The 19,859-nt window shown below is 54.8% G+C and carries 14 protein-coding genes and 1 tRNA gene; 6 read left to right on the forward strand and 9 right to left on the reverse strand.

The genetic code is table 11. The annotated features are described in order from the left end of the window. Positions 1 to 7: 7 nt before the first annotated feature. The 5 genes from HBA55_RS24445 to HBA55_RS24465 all read right to left on the reverse strand — a co-directional run bounded on the left by HBA55_RS24445 (position 8) and on the right by HBA55_RS24465 (position 5,477). The gene (locus HBA55_RS24445) at positions 8 to 1,192 is read right to left on the reverse strand and encodes an MFS transporter (RefSeq protein ID WP_166996817.1); all 1,185 of its coding nucleotides are present in this window, start codon (positions 1,190 to 1,192) and stop codon (positions 8 to 10) included. After that, positions 1,189 to 2,664 (reverse strand): arylsulfatase B, encoded by a 1,476-nt coding sequence (locus tag HBA55_RS24450; protein WP_166996819.1) that lies wholly within the window; start codon positions 2,662 to 2,664, stop codon positions 1,189 to 1,191. Before HBA55_RS24450 ends, HBA55_RS24445 begins: the two co-directional genes overlap by 4 nt. Before the next feature lie 224 nt (positions 2,665 to 2,888). After that, positions 2,889 to 3,869 (reverse strand): 5'/3'-nucleotidase SurE, encoded by a 981-nt coding sequence (gene surE / locus HBA55_RS24455; RefSeq protein WP_166996821.1) that lies wholly within the window; start codon positions 3,867 to 3,869, stop codon positions 2,889 to 2,891. Positions 3,870 to 4,018: 149 nt separating this feature from the next. Then, on the reverse strand, positions 4,019 to 5,155 hold the full coding sequence (locus HBA55_RS38075) for a helix-turn-helix domain-containing protein (protein ID WP_166996823.1): 1,137 nt from the start codon (positions 5,153 to 5,155) through the stop codon (positions 4,019 to 4,021). 245 nt (positions 5,156 to 5,400) lie between these two features. Continuing rightward, positions 5,401 to 5,477 (reverse strand) — tRNA-Arg (locus tag HBA55_RS24465). Positions 5,478 to 5,902: 425 nt separating this feature from the next. Between HBA55_RS24465 and HBA55_RS24470 the strand changes: the two genes are divergently transcribed. Further along, entirely contained in the window at positions 5,903 to 6,346 is a 444-nt protein-coding gene (locus HBA55_RS24470) for a c-type cytochrome (RefSeq protein WP_166996825.1), read from the forward strand. 128 nt (positions 6,347 to 6,474) lie between these two features. Here HBA55_RS24470 and HBA55_RS24475 read toward each other — a convergent pair whose 3' ends face one another. Beyond that, positions 6,475 to 7,248, reverse strand: coding sequence for an exodeoxyribonuclease III (locus HBA55_RS24475; RefSeq protein WP_166996827.1), 774 nt, complete (start codon positions 7,246 to 7,248; stop codon positions 6,475 to 6,477). A gap of 262 nt (positions 7,249 to 7,510) precedes the next feature. Between HBA55_RS24475 and pyrE the strand changes: the two genes are divergently transcribed. Continuing rightward, complete coding sequence (gene pyrE, locus HBA55_RS24480) at positions 7,511 to 8,152, forward strand: orotate phosphoribosyltransferase (protein WP_166996829.1); 642 nt, start codon at positions 7,511 to 7,513, stop codon at positions 8,150 to 8,152. A gap of 122 nt (positions 8,153 to 8,274) precedes the next feature. Further along, a complete protein-coding gene (locus HBA55_RS24485; protein ID WP_166996831.1) occupies positions 8,275 to 8,880 on the forward strand; it encodes a hypothetical protein in 606 nt (201 codons plus the stop codon). A gap of 9 nt (positions 8,881 to 8,889) precedes the next feature. Here the strand turns inward: HBA55_RS24485 and HBA55_RS24490 are convergent, their stop codons facing one another. After that, a complete protein-coding gene (locus HBA55_RS24490) occupies positions 8,890 to 12,009 on the reverse strand; it encodes an efflux RND transporter permease subunit (RefSeq protein ID WP_166996833.1) in 3,120 nt (1,039 codons plus the stop codon). Continuing rightward, on the reverse strand, positions 12,006 to 13,190 hold the full coding sequence (locus HBA55_RS24495; RefSeq protein ID WP_166996835.1) for an efflux RND transporter periplasmic adaptor subunit: 1,185 nt from the start codon (positions 13,188 to 13,190) through the stop codon (positions 12,006 to 12,008). The genes HBA55_RS24490 and HBA55_RS24495 overlap by 4 nt, the downstream gene beginning before the upstream one ends. Positions 13,191 to 13,508: 318 nt before the next feature. Here HBA55_RS24495 and HBA55_RS24500 point away from each other — a divergent pair, with 318 nt between their 5' ends. Continuing rightward, positions 13,509 to 15,902: a Tex family protein gene (locus HBA55_RS24500; RefSeq protein ID WP_166996837.1), complete on the forward strand. Its 2,394-nt coding sequence runs from the start codon at positions 13,509 to 13,511 to the stop codon at positions 15,900 to 15,902. A gap of 26 nt (positions 15,903 to 15,928) precedes the next feature. Here the strand turns inward: HBA55_RS24500 and HBA55_RS24505 are convergent, their stop codons facing one another. Then, positions 15,929 to 17,488 (reverse strand): alanine/glycine:cation symporter family protein, encoded by a 1,560-nt coding sequence (locus HBA55_RS24505; protein WP_240946271.1) that lies wholly within the window; start codon positions 17,486 to 17,488, stop codon positions 15,929 to 15,931. Positions 17,489 to 17,648: 160 nt separating this feature from the next. Between HBA55_RS24505 and HBA55_RS24510 the strand changes: the two genes are divergently transcribed. Then, a complete protein-coding gene (locus HBA55_RS24510; RefSeq protein WP_166996839.1) occupies positions 17,649 to 18,398 on the forward strand; it encodes a sulfite exporter TauE/SafE family protein in 750 nt (249 codons plus the stop codon). A gap of 31 nt (positions 18,399 to 18,429) precedes the next feature. Then, positions 18,430 to 19,794, forward strand: coding sequence for a sulfoacetaldehyde dehydrogenase SafD (gene safD / locus HBA55_RS24515; protein WP_166996841.1), 1,365 nt, complete (start codon positions 18,430 to 18,432; stop codon positions 19,792 to 19,794). Positions 19,795 to 19,859: the final 65 nt, after the last annotated feature.

Below are 19,859 nucleotides of genomic sequence, written 5' to 3' on the forward strand. Positions count from 1 at the left end.
ACGGAACTTATTTGTTCGTTGCCAACAGGTCAGGCTCGTTGCGGGTTTGTTTAACCTCAATGGCAAAGAACAATATCGAGATTGTCAGGGATAGTCCAAACATGAGTCGAAAACTCTCGACCAACCCCAGATTTTGAATAAAGGGTTGAAGAAGAATAGGAGATAAGAACTGTCCCAGGAAAATTGAGCAGGTCAATATTCCCACAGCCTTGCCTCGTACTCTTTCGGGCGCCAGGCTCGCCAGCCAACCGGAGTTGTTTGGTGAAAGCAGACCCATACCGATTCCCCCAAAAATCAAACCGAAAATCACGATCCAGTAACTGCCGGAAACCGAAAGAATCAAATGATTCACGCTATAGGCCAGAAAAATGATGCCAGCAATGGCGATAAAAGATAACCTGGCCCGTAACGGTTGATACAGCAACGCAAACACTAAGCCCACAACGGTTGGCAGGGCCAACGCCATTCCCACTTGAGACGCACCGACATTATTATTGTCCATCAAATAAAAAGGCAATTGCGCAGGCAGGATAAAAAACAGCACAGTACAGGTGAACGCCGTAACGTAAACTGGTGTCAGCCTTTTCCAGGGCAGGTGATTTGAAGTAACCGGTTCAGTTGTCGAGTTTGTTGCTCTTCGGGGATCTTGAATAGCGAAGACAACACCGGGCAAAATAATCAATGCGATAAGGTGAATCAAAAAGGGGTAGCGCCAACCAAAATCGGCCAGAACCCCTGCCGCCACAAGCCCAACGATTCCACCCAGGCAGACACAGGCGCCGTTTAACCCTAAAAACCGATTGAGTGCATCGCCTTCAAAGTAGTCAAATATCAACGCCATAAATCCGCTCATAATGCCGGCAACGGCCAGCCCCAGTAATGCGCGACTGACCAGAATGGCGGATAGTGAGTCGAGAAAAAAACCGGCGCTACCGGCTGCGGAATAAAGAATGAGCGTGGCGATCAACACAGGCTTGCGACCCCAGTGATCAAGCAAGGGCCCCACCAATAGTGCGCCAACAGCAACGAAAAGCGCAGGAGTGGTGAGCACAAGTTTGACCAGAAAGTCGGCGTTCGGAACCTCAGCAAAGGCGTCAGCCATGCCGGGCAGAGCGGGAGAAATCATGATGGCGGCGAGCACGGAACAGGTGCCGCCCAGCAAGACGGTCAGGTTGCGAAAGAGTATTTTCATGGTTCGACTTGTTCCGCCCAGGGAGGGTATATTTCTTCACCACCGAAAAAATCCATATTAAAAACAGCCCGGTATATCGGCACATGGATGCTTTCGCCACGTTCGACCGCGTCCAGCTTTTGTTGCATTGCAAAGGCTTTTTCAGGATGGTTTTGGGTGAGATTTGTGCTTTCGGTCGGGTCTGTTTCTATATCGTAAAGTTCAATCTCTCCCGAAGACAGGCGCAGCAGCTTCCAGGGATACAGATAGATTGCTTCACCCTCTGTCGATTTGACAACATAACCGCTTTCTTCAGTAGTCGGATCTGTCCTTGCAGATTGAAGATCGTTCCAGCGATTCTTGCCGTCAAATTGATCTTCGGTATGCGTTGTTTGAGCAATGGTAAGCAGCGTCGGTGTGACATCCTCTACGGTCATCATGCCTGATATTTCGTTGGCAGATAGTTTTCCTCGCCAGTACACAAAGGAAGGTACCCGGACGCCACCTTCGTAAATAGACTGTTTGCCTTTTCGCAATGGAGTATTGTCTGCAGCCCCTTCCAACACGTTAACGCGCAAAAATTCAAGAACCGTCAGAGGCGCTTCGCCCGGAGCAAACCAGTCATCAATGGTTTCCGCTATGGCAACGGTATTATCGGAATAGGAGGAAGGATTCAGCCCGCCATTGTCACTCATAAACCAGATCAAGGTATTGTCGAGTATGCCTTCTTTTTCCAGGCTGGCTACGATTCGACCGATAGCAGTGTCCAGTTCCGTGACCATGGCCGCGTGGATCCTGCGCCTGGGGTCAGGCAGGTGCGCGTATTGCTCTACGCTCTCTTCAGGGGCTTCGTTGGGCAAATGGGGGGCGTTAAAAGAGGCGTATAAAAACAGGGGTTTGCTTCTTTCCCGCGACTTAATAACCCGTATCGCTTCGTCGGCCAGCAGGTGGGTGCTGTAGCCTTCTTCACGCCGTGTTTTGCCATTGCGTTGCCAGTCGAGACCACCTCCGTGGACGTGGTCCCAATATCCGATCCCTCCGGTGAGGTGACCATAGAAATGATCGAAACCCCGCGCCCTGGGGCCATAGGCTTGCTGACGGTAGCCCAGATGCCACTTGCCCACCAGAGCGGTCTGGTAGTCTTTTTCCTTCAATAGCTGCGGCAACAGGGGATACTCCAGCGGCAGTCCGGCAGGATTGATCTTTGACATGGGCTGCACCACTCCCAGCTTTATGGCTGCCTGCCCCGTCATCAGCGAAGCCCGGGTGGGGCTGCAGGTGGGTTGCACATAAAAGCGTTTGAGCGTGACGCCCTCGTTGGCCAGTAGGTCCATATTGGGCGTTGCCACCTCGCTGCCATGGTAGCCGACGTCATTCCAGCCAAGGTCATCCGCCAAAATCAGGACGATATTCGGAGGTGTTGATTGATCAGCGTGAGCGTCAGACAGCGCTGCTGCTATCAAAACACCACATAGCGTCAGAAGCTTTCTCATTTCAGGGGTAGCCACGGTTATCAAGAAGAATGTTCTCAATATACCATAAATGAGATTGCTCTCAATAATGAATAATCCATGCAATTGTGCTGCAGCAATTAAAGAGCGCTGCTCGATGTTAAAAAGTAATAAAAAACCAGGATCTTATTTCGCTCTGACGCACAACAACTGAAAAATAGCTTCGACGGAGGCGAGATAACTGTCCCGCCCACGTCTATCCAAGGTTACAAATCAGCCGACAAAAGGTGCAAAGCACCGCTGAAGCGGCGATAAAGTGGGTAAGTGTAATCGGGCTGGGTGGGAACGATGGTAATGTAACCGGCGTTGTAGTTTTTGGTATCGCTGTCTCTGGCTTCCTTGTTGGAGTCGGGGACTGTGGCGCCAAAGTCCAATCCTGCGCTGGTGGTTTCTCCTACTTGGAGGGTGGCACAGTCATTACAGCCCAGCTTCAGCTGTGCTGCAAAAGGCAAGCCCGGCAAGCTGGCGGTCTGGCCCTGGCGACTGAGTTTGATGCCCAGAGGTAATTCCACGGGGGGGTAATTGACGTTTAATCCCACGCCGGGAGGCAATAGTTTCTCTTCTTTGCGCAGGAATCCGGGCTTACGTTCCAGGTGAGCCACCAGGTCGGCTGTAAAGCGCGCCACACGATTAAAGTGTTGTTGTTGGCAGGTCTCCGGATCCTCGGTTTCGTCGCAATCCATTTCATCGGTGCTGACGGCGATGGCGGGCACGGAGCCATTCAGCGTGGAACTCAATGCCGCGACGCTGGCCCCGACCGTCCCCGAAATCTGGGTGAACGAGCCGATATTGGCACCATCGTTAATGCCACTGATCAACAGATCGGGGTCACCCGCAACATCAATCGCTATCAGAGCACAGGTGGCTGGTTCGGCGCCGTCGGAACCGTCTGCCCGTGCAACGGAGAATACGCCCGCGGCTTGTTTGGTGACAGCAACCGGGCCGACATTCAGGCCGGCACTGCTGCCACTTTGTTGAGTGGATGATGCTACCAGGGTGACCTGATGGCCGTCGGCCTCAAGGGCGGATTTTAAGGCATGAATACCGACGGAGGTCCAGCCATCGTCATTGGTTAACGCGATATTGAGTGCCGAAGCGGAGAAGCTGCTGCAGATCAGCGCTGAACCCAATATTGAGCCCAGGAGACCTTTCGAAAGAGTTTTTCGGGTTGAAGCTTTGATAGTCATTGTGGTGTCCACTAAAAGTTATCGTTTTATTGATCGTTTCGAACCGCGCTGTGAGGCGATTCGAACCCGAAAACTATAAAATGTGGCCTCCAGCTATCTTCCAGCTTTCTAAAAAAGGACAAAATAGATGGAAAAAAGGGTGTTTTTGTTTAAGAAGTGGTCAGTTTGTCTGAGCTTTGTTGGTATTGACGGGGGGTAAGGCCAGTGGCCTGTTTGAAGCATCGATAGAACGCTGACTGGGAATTAAAGCCGGATTCCATGGCAACATGGCCAATATTGAGATCGCGGTCGTTTAACAGGTGTTTGGCTTCTTCCACTCGGTAGCCGTTAACAAATTCAAAAAAGCTGTTCCTCGAGAACTGATTGATAATCTGGCTGAGGTGATTTTCAGGGACGTCAAGTTGCTTGGACAAGTCTGCGATTCGGAGCTTGTTGTTCAGAAATGGTCGTTCTTTAACCATTAATTGCTGCAGGTTTTCCCAGTATGTTTTCGCGACCTCAGGCGTCAGTGCACTGGTTCGGTATTTAATCGGTGGTTCTTGGTTTTCTTTTCCGGGTTTTGGTTCTGTCGGTTTGATATTCTCGCCTGAGGTCAGCATGTCCGGGTCAAGCAGGCCTATCAGGGCGATGGTGTAGTAGATAACCAGGGTCGCGCTGGTGCTGTAGAAACCTCTGGGCCATAGGGCCACATCCGGTATCAGTCGTAACAGAGCGATAACCAAACCGGTAAAAGACAGCAGCAGGTGTACGCTCAATAGCAAGGTCAGGGCTTTGGCGCTGGGTTTAATGGGGGGAGGTGTTTCAAATCTCAACCAGCGTAGCGACAGAAACAGGTAGCTGACGCAAATCAGGTAGTAGAGCATGCCGTAAATGGCGGCACCATTGGGAGGCCAACCGCCCTGGGCATCCTCCAGATTGAACCAGTCGGCTTGGCGGGGGCCGGTACTAATCCATATCATGCAGCCGGCAAGAACTAAGAATGGCAGTAAATGGACAAAATACTGCCAGCGCCGTTGGGGGGTGTTGTTGACGAGTTGTCGGACATAGAAGTAGAGAGCGGCCGGGCTTAGATAGAGTAGGTGGGAAACCAACAAGGTGCCGGTTGAGGATTTTGTTAGCCCTTCGGTTAACAGCACAAGATTGATGAAGTAACCCAGACCGCAAGCCAAAGAGGCAGCCAGCCAGCGATGCGCGCCCCCGCGTGGTCCGTTGTGAATTATTAATGCGGCAATGAGCAGCATGCCCATCAGTATTGCTGCAATTGCCAGATAGCTTAAAAACTGCACCAGTCGCTCCGTTTCAGCATTATCTCCTCCGGCGTCAACACGTAGAGGTTAGGCGAGATCAATAACGAGGATAATTATACAGAATGATAAATTGTGCGAGGAGACTGGGTGGTATGCACCCTATAGAGATGGCCCGCCCTAGAGGGTGAGTCAAACGTTTGTGAAGCGCAGCTTCACGTGCGGGCGAACGACGCCAAGCTATGCTTGGTGGCCGGAAATCCTCAGGGACATGTAGCGAAGCGGAATGGCCCGCCCTAGAGGATTCGAACCTCTGACCTTTGCCTCCGGAGGGCAACGCTCTATCCAGCTGAGCTAAGGGCGGGTAGAGAGCAATACCAAATTGCTCAAATGCCAGCGTGACGTTCTGGGAAGCCTTCGGCTTCCGCAACGCTCCCCTTCGGGGCCGGTCTTGAAGCACAGCTTCAAGCCGCTTCAGCGGGCGAAGCAGTGTTCGCTTAATCCGCTTCCGCCCAGCTGAGCTAAGGGCGGGTAACGAGCAATACCACTATGAATACCGGATATCGCAGAGGGCGCAATAATACTCATCAAACTGCATAACGTCCACGATTTCCATAAAGGAATTCAAGAACGGTAGCCATTGGGCGTTTTTTGCGCGGCTGGCCCAATATGACTGATTGCGCGAGCGACAATTTCCCCCATTTTTACCCCAACTGGCATAAGGTTTTTCTCTTGCCAAGGTTTTTGGCTATAATGCGGCGCTTCTGGCCAACCGGGCCAATGCCGATAATGGAGAGGACTTATACCGTGAGTCATGTAAACAAGACAATCAGCCTGCTGGCCGCTGCCGGTCTGGGCCTGATGGTATCAGCCGCAGCTGTCAGCGCTGACCTGAACAAAGCAATTGAAGAGCGTCTCAAGCCCGTTGGTGAGTTGTGCATGTCTGGTGATGATTGCGCCGCTGCTCCTGTAGCCGCCGCTGCCGCCGAGCCTCGCAGCGGAGCCCAGGTATATGAGACCAAGTGCTTCACTTGTCATGCTTCAGGTGCTGCCGGTGCTCCCAAGCTTGGCGATGCGGCCGACTGGAGTAACCGCGTGGGCAAGGGTATCGATACCCTCTACACCAACGCGATCAGCGGTTTCAACGGCATGCCTGCCAAAGGCCTGTGCATGGATTGCTCTGACGACGAGATCAAAGCCGCCGTTGATCACATGGTGGATGGCTCCAAGTAAGTTCGGTTGCCACGCCGGCCAGAGCCGTTTCTGGCCACCCAATAAAAAAGCCGCTTCAATAGCGGCTTTTTTATTGGGTGGCTTTCCATTACCTGATCTTCTATGGCCAGTTGCCACATGGCTCTGGTTTAGTAGACCTCCAGGTCGTAGTCGATAATGATCGGCAGGTGGCTGGAAAAGTGTTTGGTCTTGTAGGTGGTGGCGTACTCCACGCGGTTGGCCAGGGTCTCTGAAACAACCTGATAATCCGTACGCCAGCCGTCCCCTTCACCGATAATGCCACTGGGCCAGTGGGTGTATTCGTCCTTGTCGGTGTTGCCGAGCCGGAAAGCATCCGCGTAGCCCACCTGATTGAACAGCTGGTCCATCCACTGCTGTTCGTGGGGTAAAAAGCCTGAGACGCTGTCGTTATCCTGCCAGTTCTGCACATCGCCGCGCCTGTGAGCCATTGCCCAATTGCCGCAGAAGATAAACTCGCGACGCTTGCGGGTAATCTTATGCAGGTGTGCCTGCATATCGTCGAAGAACTGGATTTTGACTTCCTGGGATTCCATTTCCGAGCTGGCGGTGGGCGCCAGCAGTGAGCCAATACTGATCTGTTCGAAGTCCGCCTGCAGGTAGCGCCCTTCCATATCGACACCGCTGCTGAAGCCGAGACCAAAAATAAGGGCCTTGGGTTGCAGGCGTGTATAGATGGCAACGCCGTTGTAGTGCTTCTCGCCGGAGTCAAAAAAGTAGGCGAAATAGCCGTCCAGCTGAAACGGATCGCCGTCCAGCTCGTACTCCAATGCCCTTAGATCCTGTAGGCAGATAATGTCTGCGTCCTGGTCGGCCAGCCACTCATATAAACCTCGCTGAGCCGCTTGATGTATACCGTCCACACAAAGACTGATGATTCGCATGATAGCCCCTTGATAACAGGCTGCGTATGATACCCGAGCTTTCGTTATTTTTGTTAACTCTAATTGTCAAACAGGGGATTTATCTGTCTGATAATACGAGGATTTATTTAAACTAGATCATTTTTAACCCATTGTCACCGAACAATTGCTGCAGCAGTGTGACAGGGTGGGGGGCGGCTGTGTATCATAGCGCCCTGATCCCGGGGCTCATCATCGAGTCCAAATTAATGCCCACTATCACCGGAATGCACGAGATTTGAGCATGCAGCAGTATCAGCGCGACTTTATTCAACTGGCCATTGACCACCAAGCCCTCTGTTTTGGGCAATTTACCCTTAAGTCCGGTCGTACCAGCCCCTATTTCTTTAATGCAGGCAAATTTCAGACCGGTGTGGCACTTGCCGCTCTTGGCCGTTTCTATGCTGATGCCCTGGTTAACTCAGGGGTTGAGTTTGATGTTGTTTTTGGCCCGGCCTACAAGGGCATTCCCCTGGCAGCGACCACGTCGGTTGCGTTGGCGGACCAACACGGTCGGGACCTGCCCTATTGTTTCAACCGCAAAGAGGCCAAGGATCATGGTGAGGGCGGCAGCCTGGTGGGCGCTCCGCTGAAGGGTAAAATCCTGATTGTGGACGACGTTATCACTGCGGGAACGGCAGTTCGCGAGGTTATGTCCATAATTAAGGCTGAGGGAGCGGAACCGGCTGCCGTACTGATCGGTCTCAATCGTCAGGAGAAGGGCCAGGGTGAGCTGTCGGCGATTCAGGAAGTTGAGAGGGATTATGGCATTCCGGTGGTCAGTATTGTGAATCTGGAAGACATCATCACCTTCTTGCAGGAGCAGGGTGATCCTCAACAAATGGTCGAGAAAATTCGCGAATACCGCCAAACTTATGGGGTTTGAGGCTCCGGGTGACAGCGTCCAACTGTTCAGGTGCGGTTCACGGCCAGCATCTACACTTGAGGTTAGACAATAGGCAGCAAAGACCGAGTATGGACAAAAAACACACAGCTAGCGGACGAAAGATGTCAACTGCTCTGAGGACAGGGTGGCTCGTTGGTATCCTGTGTTTTTCTCTGGCCGAAGCGGCGACCGCCCGTAACTTTTACCGCTATGTTAATGACCAGGGAGTCAAGGTCATAAATCACCAGATTCCGCCGGAGTATGCTCAAAGAGGCTATGAAATTGTGACCGCCCGTGGCGAGGTACTCAAGGTGGTTCCTCCGGCGCCCTCGCCTGAAGAAGCTGCCAAAATGGAGCGGCAGATGATGCGAGAAGAGGAGCTGGCTAAGTGGGATGCCGAGCTCAAGCGGCGCTACAGTAGCGTCTCCGATATCGAAGCGGCCAAGCAGCGTAAGCTGGTGCAGGTAAACAGCAATATTTCCATCCTCAGAAGCAACATTCGTACAATCAAGGCTCAGATCTCGGAACAGCATGCCCGGGCGGCTAACAGCGAACGTCTGGGCCGGGAAGTCCCCAAAATGGTATTGGATACCCTTGCGGGGCTGGAGAAGGAGCTGAAACTCACTGAAGAGCAAGTCGCTCAGCGCGAGCAGCAGTATCAGGAAATTGTCCAGAAATTTGAACGGGACAAGGACCGTTTTCGCATTATCCGCCCCGGCCGCAATTAAGTCACGACGTTAGGCTTGTTCAAATTCCAGGGGCCCACGATCCACGCGGGTGCCCGCCAAACGGGCTTTCGCCCGCTCACCTAACAGGTATAACCCCGGCACCAGTATCAGGGTGACGGTGGTGGCAAACAGTACCCCGAAAGACAATGAGATCACCATAGGAATCAGAAAGCGGGCCTGGGTGCTGGTTTCAGCCATAATTGGCACCAGGCCGATAAAAGTGGTGACTGACGTCAGGACGATGGGACGGAATCGATCGCGCCCGGCCTGTACCACTGCTGCAAACACTTCCATCCCCTGATGACGAAGCTGGTTGATTCTATCGAGCAGCACCAGATTATCGTTTACCACCACACCGGCGCAGGCAAAGAAACCGAGCATCGACATCATGCTGACCTCGCGCCCCATCAGAATGTGTCCAATAACCGCCCCCATAAAACCAAAGGGGATGGCGGTCAAAATCAGCAGCGGCTGCCAGTAAGAGCGAAACGCCACCGCCATCAGACCGTAAATCACCAACAGGGCAAAACCGAAGTTCCGCAGCGCCGAGGTCATAAAGTCGCTTTCGCTTTCCATGTCGCCACCGACGGTTATCTGCAGCCCGGGAAAGCGTTGTTGCCATTGTGGAAGATTGTTCTCCAGAATTTCGCCCACAATCGCACCGGGGTCTGTGCGGCCGATTTCCACCTCTGAGGTGACGGTGATCGCCCGCTTGCGGTCGACACGGGTAATTTTGCTGTAGCCAGGCACGAAGCGAATTTCAGCTACGCTTTCCAGAGGGATTTCGCGGCCGTCGGAGGTACGTATTCGCATTTCTCCCAGTTGTTCGATGTCTTTGCGTTCATCACGGGTGTAGCGCACCATGACTTTGACATCTTCTTTGCCTCTGGGAATGCGCTGGGCTTCTTCGCCATAAAATCCCTGCCTTACTTGCCTGGCGATATCGGCAAGTCCCAGACCCAGAGTTTCCGCGTGGGGTTTGAGCGATAATTCGATCTCGGTTCGTGCGGCTGTCAGTGAGTCGCGCACATCGTAGACTCCCGGATAGCGAGCCAGGGCTTGCTTGGTTTCCTCGACGGCCTGGGCCAGCAGCTCTTCATCCTCCAGCGTGATTCGAAGATTAATGGCTTCACTGATTTCATTGATGGTGGCGTCCTGTTTATAGGTCTCCGCTTCATGAATCGGCCCCACCAGTTGCGCCCAGCGTTTGACCAGTGCATCTGCGCTGACGTTGTGTTCGGATTTGTCATTCAGTGAGACCGAGACCAGTGCGTTGTTTTCCCAGGCCCACGATTGCACATTGTGGAGTAATCCGCGGTGATCACCGTCGAACAGCGGATCCTGTTTCAGGTCTTCGATGCCCTGTTCCAGGCGCTCAATGATAGATGACTGCACGCTGAAGTGGGTACCTTCCGGAACCGTGACTTTAATTTGCACAAAGTCCGAAGGAACAACGGGCATAAACGTTTTTTGCAACCAGCCGCCGCTGAATACCGCCGCCGACAAGCCAAATGCCACCACAAAAACCGCAACGGTGGAGCCATTGTTACGCAACATGCTCAGCAATCTCGGACGATAGGATTGGTCGGCAAACTGATCAAGGCCATCGGCCAGTTTCTGGCGCCATGTCGCGAGACGAATCATGGCCGGACTGCGGGGCGGTTTTTCCGGTTTCAGGTGCGAGAGGTGCGAGGGCAAAATCAGCAGTGATTCAATCAAAGAAAAGGCCAGTGCCAAAATTACAACCACAGGAATTCCGTAACTGATATCTCCCATAGCGCCGGGCACCGCCAGTATCGGGGCAAAGAAAATCATGGTGCTGATGACGGCGAACATCACCGGTTTGCTGACTAGCTTGGCACCGCTGGCCGCTGCTGCCGGGCCTTTTAACCCGGCTTGCTGCCGGGTATACACGCTCTCGCCGACGATAATGGCGTCATCCACAACAATGCCGAGCACCAACAGGAAGGCAAACATGGAGATCATGTTGAGACTGACACCAAACAGGGGCAGCATCCACAGGGCTCCCATAAAAGCGACGGCAATGCCGACGCAGACCCAGGCGGCCAGGGCCGGGCGCAGGAACAGCATCAGCACCACAAACACCAGAGCCAGGCCGGAGAGCGAATTCTTCAGCAGCAGATTCATGCGGCCTTCAAACAATACCGACCAGTCCTGCCAGACACTCATGGTTATGCCCGGTGGCAGTGTCGGGTTTGTTTTTTCGATATAGTCACGAACCGTGGCGGCGGTGTTAAGAATGTCCGGATCTTGTGTGCTCTTCACTTCCAGAAACACGGCCGGCTTGCCATTAAGCCGGGCAATAATATCGTATTCCGCAAACCGGTCTTCAACACTGGCAATGTCACCCAGCAACAGCTGCGCGCCGTCGGCACGGCTGTCGACCACAATGCGTTCAAAGTCCACTGCCTGATAGGCCTGACCACGGGTCTGCAGTTGAATATCGCCGCCTTCGGATTTGATGGTGCCAGCGGGCAAATTCAACGATGACTGACGAACCGCATTGACCACCTGCTCAAAGCTGAGGTTGTAGTGGCGCAGCCCCTGTTCGGACACCTCTACCGACATCTCGTCCGGGCGGGTTGCGTTGAGTTGCACAATCGAGACGCCCGGTAATAACGAAATCTCATCGCGAACCCGTTCGCCGGTGGCCTTAAGTGCGGCCTCATCCACATCGCCATATAAGCCAATGCTCATTACCTGGCTTTCAAATAACAGCTCTGTGATTACCGGGCGCTCGGCGTCCGAGGGAAAGGTGGAAATGGCATCCACGCGCGACTTAACGTTATTGAGCAGGCGTTGGGAGTCGTAGCCGTTAATGGCTTCGACGGTAACCTGACCAAAACCCAGTTGTGAGGATGAGTTGATTTCCTCAATCCCTTCGAGATCAGCGATCGCCTCTTCAATACGTTTGACGATCTGTTCTTCGACCTCTTTGGGGCCGGCACCGGGGTAGGGCATTTGAACCTGGATAAAATTGGTTTGCACACCCGGGAACACTTCCTTGTTGAGACTGGCCAGGTTAGCCAGTCCGCCCAATAGAATGACCGCCATCAGCAGGTTGGCGGCAATGGGGTTCTCCACGAACCATTGCACCAGCCGGTTCATGAGCCGGCCACCATTTCTTTAAGCGTGGTGGGGGTGACTACAACCCCCTCGTGCAGGTAGCTTTGCATACCCACGACGATGGCTTCGCCGGCCTTGATGTTACCGCTGATCCAGGCCTGGCCACCTTCGGTATGCAGCAGGGTGATCTGTTTTTCCCGCACCCGGTTATGCTTGTCGAGCGTATAGATATGGTTACGTTTAAACAGGGCTTCTTTGGGCACAGTGACCACCTGCTGCAGCTCTTTGCCGCGAATCTGGGCATCTACAAACAGACCGACGATCAGGGGTGGTTTACCACTCTCAGAGCCACCGCTGAAAGGGGCGGAGATTTCAGCCACGGCGTAATAAAGCCGGGAGCGGGTGTCGATACTGGCATCGGTGCGGGTGATATGCCCCTGCCAATGGTGTCGTTTGCCACCGATAACGCCGCTAATGGTGACAAGCGGGCCGACTTTTTGGGTTTGACTCTGGAATCCCAAAGGCAGATCCACCAGCGCCGCCTGGCGGTCGGTCAGTGGCAGGCGGATCTCCGCGACACTGGTGTCATAGACACTGGCGACACGGGCACCGGGGGTGACGTACTGGCCCAAATTAACCAGGGTTTCGCGAATACGGCCATCAAAGGGGATGGTGACACGGGTGCGTTCCAGATCGAGCTTGGCTTTGTCCCGGTCAGCCCGGGCCGATTGCAGCTGGGCTTCGGCTGCCGCCAGTTGGGGTTTGCGTAGAAACAGGGCGTTGGCGTCGGTATTGCCGAGGTCGCGCCATTCGCGTTTGGCCTGGCGGGCGCGGCCACGCTCTGTTGCCAGCAATTGTTCGGCGTCTGCCACGCGTGCTTCAGCGCGGATCAGGGCCAGTTTGTAATCGCGCGGATCAATGGTGACCAGTGGATCTTCAGCGAGCACAAAGGCGCCATCCACAAAGCGATCATTTACGGCCGTGACGCGACCACTGACTTCGGCAACCAGATCAATTTCCCGCCGCGGGGCGACCGTCCCTTGGGAGCTGACCGTCAGAGTCTGAGGGCCTGGTGCCGCGATTATTACGTTTACCTTAGGAGGCGCGGGCGCTGGGACAGGTGCCGGTTTGGGTGCGGGTTTCAGTGTTGCCACGGCCGCGATCAGTATACCTCCAAGTGCGAGAATGAGTAGGGGTTTCGGCAGGCGGGAAGCAACGCTCACGGGTCCATCCTTTTGGCAACAGTTTGGCACAATTGCAGGCAGTTTAGCCGCCGATTCCCACACATGTCGTGGGTCTTTACTGAACTTTTCTTCTCCCAGCTCAGCCTAGCTCCAAGGTGCCTGGCCCGAGAGGGGGCTTATTCGAGAATTCGCCGCTGAAGGCCCGCCTTTGCCACTCTGTGGGCGACCATCAGGCAGCCACAAAACCTACACAAAAACAAGGCTGTCGAGTCGGGTCCGATTTCCGCATAATGGCGACCTGCCGCTGCCCCGGAGGGCATACCGGCCGAGATAACACCGACGAAAGAGTTGTCCTATATGAAGAGTATTTCCGCTCGTATCGCTGAAGAGCTCAGCGCCCAGGAGCGTCAGGTCGACGCCGCAATTACCCTGCTGGATGAAGGCGCGACCGTTCCATTTATCGCCCGCTACCGTAAAGAAGTTACCGGTGGCCTGGATGACACCCAAATGCGTACGCTGGAAGAGCGACTGCGCTACCTGCGAGAGCTGGAAGATCGCCGCGGCGCGATCCTCAAGAGTATCGAAGAGCAAGGCAAACTGACCCCGGAACTGGAAGCGGATATCAACAGCGCCGATACCAAAAATCGTCTGGAAGACTTGTATCTGCCCTACAAACCCAAGCGCCGTACCAAAGGCCAGATCGCCAAAGAGGCGGGTCTGGAGCCTCTGGCCGATGCGCTCCTGGCGGACCACGACTTGGCACCGGAAGCGGAAGCGATCAAATACATTGTGGGCGGTGAGTTAAACGATGGCAGCGAAGAAGCCAACAAAATCACCGACATCAAAGCCGCTCTGGATGGCGCCAAGTACATTCTGATGGAGCGATTCAGTGAGAACGCTGAACTGCTGGGCCGTCTGCGCGATTTCCTGAAAAACGAGGGCGTGGTTTCGGCGCGGGTCATGGAAGGCAAGCAAGACGAGGCGGCCAAATTCCAGGATTATTTTGAGCACGATGAACCCCTGGCCGGTATTCCCTCCCACCGTGCACTGGCCATTTTCCGGGGCCGCAATGAAGGCTTCCTGAGTGTGTCCATCACTGTCGGTGATGAGGACGAACAGCAGACCGGTCACCCTTGCGAAGCGATGATTGCGGATCACTGGGAGTGTAAGGACCAGGGCCGGGCCGCGGATAAATGGCTGGGTGAAGTGGTGCGCTGGACCTGGCGGGTAAAACTGCTGACGCATTTGGAAACCGACCTGCTGGGTGAAATTCGTGAGCGCGCTGAAGAAGAGGCTATCAAGGTCTTCGCCAGCAATCTCAAAGATCTGCTGTTGGCGGCACCCGCTGGCCAGAAAGCCACCATCGGGCTCGATCCTGGTTTGCGTACCGGTGTTAAGGTGGCGGTTGTGGATGCCACTGGCAAGGTGTTGGACCACGGTGCCATTTTCCCGAATCCGCCCCAGAACAAAGTGCGTGAGGCGGAAATGGTACTGGCGGCGATGTGCAAGAAGCACGATGTGGGTTTAATCGCTATTGGCAACGGTACCGCCTCGCGCGAGACCGACAAGTTTGTCGGTGATGTACTTAAGGACCACAAAGATATCAAAGCCCAAAAGGTCATGGTGAACGAAGCCGGGGCTTCCGTGTATTCGGCGTCCGAGTTTGCGGCGCGTGAATTTCCGGACCTGGACGTGACCATCCGGGGGGCGATCTCCATTGCTCGCCGCCTCCAGGATCCCTTGGCCGAACTGGTTAAGATCGATCCCAAATCCATCGGGGTGGGTCAGTATCAGCACGACGTTTCCCAGACTCAATTGGCACGCTCATTGGACGCGGTGGTGGAAGACTGTGTAAACGCGGTGGGGGTGGAGCTCAATACAGCTTCAGCGCCACTGCTGGCGGCCGTGTCCGGTCTTAACCAGACCATCGCCAACAATATCGTTGATTTTCGCGACCAGAACGGCGCTTTCAAAAATCGCGACCAGCTCAAGCAGGTTACCCGCCTGGGCGCCAAAACCTTTGAACAGGCGGCGGGGTTCCTGCGGGTGGCCGGTGGAGACAATCCGTTGGATGCTTCTGCGGTGCACCCGGAATCCTATTCGGTGGTGGAGAAAATCGCCGCCAAAAACGATCGCCCCATCAGTAACCTGATGGGTGACTCCGGCTTTCTGCGCGCTCTTAAGCCTGCCGACTACACCGATGAGAAGTTTGGTGTACCGACGGTCACCGACATTATCAGCGAACTGGATAAACCGGGCCGAGACCCCCGCCCAGAGTTCAAGACGGCTCAGTTCCAGGAAGGCGTTGAGAAAATCTCTGATCTGGTGGAAGGCATGATTCTTGAGGGCACCGTCACCAACGTCACCAATTTTGGTGCCTTTGTGGATGTCGGTGTACACCAGGATGGTCTGGTTCACATCTCGGCGTTGTCCAACACCTTTGTTAAAGACCCTCGCGATGTGGTCAAGGCCGGCGACATCGTCAAGGTCAAGGTGATGGAAGTGGATGTGCCGCGCAAGCGTATCGGTCTGTCCATGCGCCTGGACGACACCCCGGGTGAAAAGACTTCCTTGGGTGGCGGTGGTGAGCGCCGTGGCGGTCGCCGTGGTAACCAGGGTGGCGGGCAGCGCAGCTTCGGTGACAAAAACCGTGGCGGCAGCGGTGGTGGCAAGCCTGCCGAAGGCACCATGGCGGCCCTGTTTGCTCAAGCCAGTAAAAAGTCCAACAAGAACAAAAAAGGCCGTTTCTAAGCCGGGTTGCGAGCCGGGGTGGAGCTTTACGATGCCGCCCCGGATACTTCAGCCCGCTGCCTCTCTCGATAGTTCACAATGTCGCCACTGCGGATGCGTTGCAGATAACGGTTAACTTCCCGTTTTACCTCCGGGGCAAACAGGTACATGCCCAGCACGTTGGGTACGGCAATCAAAAACACAATGGCGTCCGAGAATTCCAATACCGACGTCAGGTTGGCCATGCATCCGAACATGATAAACAGGCAAAACACGCCCTTGAACAGATTCTGTGTCAGGGGTGCTTCTCCAAAAAGGTAAGTCCAGCCCTTAAGTCCATAGTAAGACCAGGAAACCGAGGTCGAAAAGGCAAACAACAGTGCGGCGATGGCCAGCGGGTAGGGTGCCCAGCTGATGTGGTGGGCAAAGGTGGCGGATGTCAGCGCGATACCTTCCAGGCCGGAGTCCATCAATCCGTTGGGATAAGCTGTGGTAACGATCACCAGAGCGGTAATGGTGCAAATGACAACGGTGTCGATAAAAGGCTCCAACAGCGCCACGATTCCCTCCGATGCCGGTTCGTCGGTTTGCACCGCCGAGTGTGCGATGGAGGCGGAGCCAATGCCGGCTTCGTTGGAGAATACTGCTCGCTGGAATCCCACAATCATCGCACCCACCATACCACCGGCCGCGCCTTCTGCGGTAAAGGCGCCCGCTACAATCATGCCGACGGCGGCCGGAAGGTGTTCTGCACTCATGCCAATAATCACCAGAGCGGACATCAGGTACAACACGGCCATAAATGGAACGACCTTGGCGGCCACTTTGGCAATAGAACGTATGCCGCCGAGGATGACGGCGGCCACCACCAATGCCAGGGCCAAACCGAACAACCAGCCCTTATCGGCAAAAAAACTGTTCTCGTTGCCGGTAATGGTTACCAGCTGTGAATAGGCCTGGTTGGACTGGAACATATTGCCGATGCCAAGGCAGCCGATGACCAGTGCCAGGGCGTAAAAGCCACCTAACGTCTTGCCCAGCCGGGGCATTCTGCGTCTGGCCAGAAATGCCTCCAGATAATACATAGGGCCACCGGACACTGAACCATCCGGGTTTTGGCGTCGATATTTAACCCCGAGCGTACACTCCACCAGCTTGGCGGACATGCCCAAAAATCCAGCCACGATCAGCCAAAACGCAGCGCCCGGTCCGCCCAGACCGATAGCGACGGCAACACCGCCGATATTGCCAATCCCAACGGTCCCTGACACCGCCGTCGCTACGGCCTGGAAATGGGTGATTTCGCCGGGGTGGTCCGGGTTGTGATAATCCCCTCGGACCAGGCGCAGGGCCAGACCAAATCCCCGCAAATTGATAAAACCCAGATAGAGAGTGAAAAACAGCGCCGCCGTCGCCAGCCACAGTACGATGATCGGTACTTCCTGGCCAAACAGTGTGAGCGGGTAGAACACAACCGCAGATAAGGCGGACGCCAGAGGCTGTACCCAGCGGTCAAAGGTATCGTCGATACCGGCGGCTTTGGCGGGCAGGGCCTGCAGAAACATAATCAGCGTCAGTGTCACTGCACTGGGCCTGGGGATGCTCATGCTCGGGTGTCCTTTGGCTATGCTTTGTTTAACCGTACCCCAAGCCCGTTTGCGGCAGAAGACCAGTTGCGGCTTTTCTTGCAGACCAGCACCTGGTCTGCCCGAATGTGCCTGGCTGGATCTAGGTCAAATCACTTGGCAGGCACTACAGTCAGCCTCTATGGAAATTACTGAGCTCTCTACTTTTGCCATCGCTATCATGGCCGTGGCCATTGTCCTGGCGTCGATGATTACGTCGATTACCGGTATGGCCGGTGGCCTGTTGATGTTTGCGGCTATGAACGTTTTCCTGCCGCTGCGCCCGCTGGTGGCTATTCACGGTGCTGTGCAGGTGATGAACAACGCTGCGCGCACCTGGTTTCTGCGGGGTGATGTACGCTGGCAAATGTGTATACCCTTTAGCCTGGGGGCGGTGATCGGCGCGGTCTTGACCACGCTGTTTCTGGCCGAGGTGGTGGGGGAGTTCTTTCCGCTGTTGATTCTGACCGGTCTGGTGTTCTACACCCTGTTTAAACCCAGGCGTCTGCCGCAGATTCGTCTGCGCGATGGCCAGTTTTTCTGGGTTGGCATCGCCACCGGCACCATGGGCATCATCATCGGTGTGGTGGACCCCTTGTTGGCCGTGTTTTTTATGCGCGACGACCTCAGCAAAGAAGAGGTGGTGTCGAACAAATCCATGATGCAAATGGTCACACACCTGACCAAGATTCCCGCTTACCTGTTCCTCGGGTTTTCGTTTATCGACAACGCTGCATTGATATTGGTGCTGGGGCTCGCTGGTGTTGTGGGTGCCAAGTTGGGTGTGCTGGTGTTGCGGCGTATGGAAATCCGTTTTTTCTTCTTGTTGATGAAGGCCGCACTGATGATTGCAGCGGTTCGTCTCCTATTTCAGTTAATCGAACTCGCCTGAACGGGTTCCCCTTTTTCTCCGAGGTAACACCATGAGCTATCAGGTTATCAATCCTTTTAACCAGGAACGGCTGGCGCAATACAGCTACGATACCTGGGAGCAGGTAGAGCGCAAACTGGCCCTGCTCAAGCTGGGCCGTCGCACCCTAAAAAACATTCCGGCTTTTCAACGGGCGCATATCCTGCGGCGTCTGTCAGAGCTGATGGAAGAGCATGCGGAGCAGCTGGCGGAATTGATTACCCGGGAGACCGGCAAAACCATTTCAGATTCCCGTGTGGAAATGGGCCGTGCCATCAATGCCGCCATCGCCAGTGCCGAGGAGTGTCGACAGCTCAGTGGCGAAGCCCTGGATTCCGATGCCTATGGACCCGCGCGCGGGAAAATCGGTGTGGTTTGCTGGCGCCCCCTGGGAACCGTGTTGTGCATCACGCCGTTTAACTTTCCCATCAATATTGCGCTGCACAAAATTGGCCCGGCGATCGCGGCTGGTAATACGGTGCTGTTCAAACCGGGCCCCCAGAATACGGCGTCGTCCCAACTGCTGGTGAAGCTCTGTTACGAAGCCGGCATCCCGCAAGATGTATTGCAGCTGAGTGTGCCGGCGCTGGAGGATATGTCGCGGTTGGTGGCCCATGACGATATCAGTGCGGTGAACTTTACCGGCGGTACGGCTGCCGCCAATGCTATTGCTGCGGCAGCGGGTTATAAAAAACTGCTTTTGGAACTGGGCGGCAATGACCCTTTGATCGTCATGCCTGACGGCGACCTGGAAGCCGCTGTGGCGGGGGCGATCAATCAGCGTTTTGCCACCGCCGGTCAGAGGTGTACCGCCGCCAAGCGATTGTTTATCCATGGGGATGTCTATGACCGCTTCCGCGACTTGCTGGTGCAAAAGAGCACCGCGCTGAAGGTGGGTGATCCTATGGACGATGACACCTTTGTTGGCCCCGTGATTCATTCCGGGGCGGCCGCAGAAATTCGCTCTCGCATCGAGGATGCCATTGAGAAAGGGGCCACGGTGGCTCTGGGCAACCGCTATGAAGGTGCCTTTGTTTACCCCACCATTCTGGAAAACGTGAGTACCGATTGTGAGCTGATGGTGGAGGAAACTTTTGGTCCAGTAATGCCTCTCTGCCGGTTTACCGATGTGGAGGACATCATCCCCGTGATCAACAACACAGCCTATGGTCTGCAGGCCGGTATTTTTACCCAGAACCTGGGCCTGGTTCGCTATTTATTCGAACAGCTGGATGTGGGGACGCTGGCCTGCAATGATGGCCCCGGCTTTCGCACCGAGCACTTCCCTTTCGGTGGGGTAAAACAAAGTGGTGTGGGGCGTGAGGGGATTAAGTACGCCGTGCGGGAAATGAGCGTCGTCAAAACATTGGTGATCTAATGTTCTGAACCCAGACGGCGGTACGTGACCGTCGGGTGTCATGGTCTAAGATCTGAATAACTGCC

Origin of the sequence: Pseudomaricurvus alkylphenolicus, from assembly GCF_011683955.1 — a bacterium.
Lineage (GTDB): Bacteria > Pseudomonadota > Gammaproteobacteria > Pseudomonadales > Cellvibrionaceae > Pseudomaricurvus > Pseudomaricurvus alkylphenolicus.

Coding starts and splice junctions, on each gene's coding strand:
- HBA55_RS24445 (WP_166996817.1), bottom strand. CDS start 1,192: ATGAAAATACTCTTTCGCAACCTGACCGTCTTGCTGGGCGGCACCTGT.
- HBA55_RS24450 (WP_166996819.1), bottom strand. CDS start 2,664: ATGAGAAAGCTTCTGACGCTATGTGGTGTTTTGATAGCAGCAGCGCTG.
- surE (WP_166996821.1), bottom strand. CDS start 3,869: ATGACTATCAAAGCTTCAACCCGAAAAACTCTTTCGAAAGGTCTCCTG.
- HBA55_RS24470 (WP_166996825.1), top strand. CDS start 5,903: ATGGAGAGGACTTATACCGTGAGTCATGTAAACAAGACAATCAGCCTG.
- HBA55_RS24475 (WP_166996827.1), bottom strand. CDS start 7,248: ATGCGAATCATCAGTCTTTGTGTGGACGGTATACATCAAGCGGCTCAG.
- pyrE (WP_166996829.1), top strand. CDS start 7,511: ATGCAGCAGTATCAGCGCGACTTTATTCAACTGGCCATTGACCACCAA.
- HBA55_RS24485 (WP_166996831.1), top strand. CDS start 8,275: ATGTCAACTGCTCTGAGGACAGGGTGGCTCGTTGGTATCCTGTGTTTT.
- HBA55_RS24490 (WP_166996833.1), bottom strand. CDS start 12,009: ATGAACCGGCTGGTGCAATGGTTCGTGGAGAACCCCATTGCCGCCAAC.
- HBA55_RS24500 (WP_166996837.1), top strand. CDS start 13,509: ATGAAGAGTATTTCCGCTCGTATCGCTGAAGAGCTCAGCGCCCAGGAG.
- HBA55_RS24505 (WP_240946271.1), bottom strand. CDS start 17,488: ATGAGCATCCCCAGGCCCAGTGCAGTGACACTGACGCTGATTATGTTT.
- HBA55_RS24510 (WP_166996839.1), top strand. CDS start 17,649: ATGGAAATTACTGAGCTCTCTACTTTTGCCATCGCTATCATGGCCGTG.
- safD (WP_166996841.1), top strand. CDS start 18,430: ATGAGCTATCAGGTTATCAATCCTTTTAACCAGGAACGGCTGGCGCAA.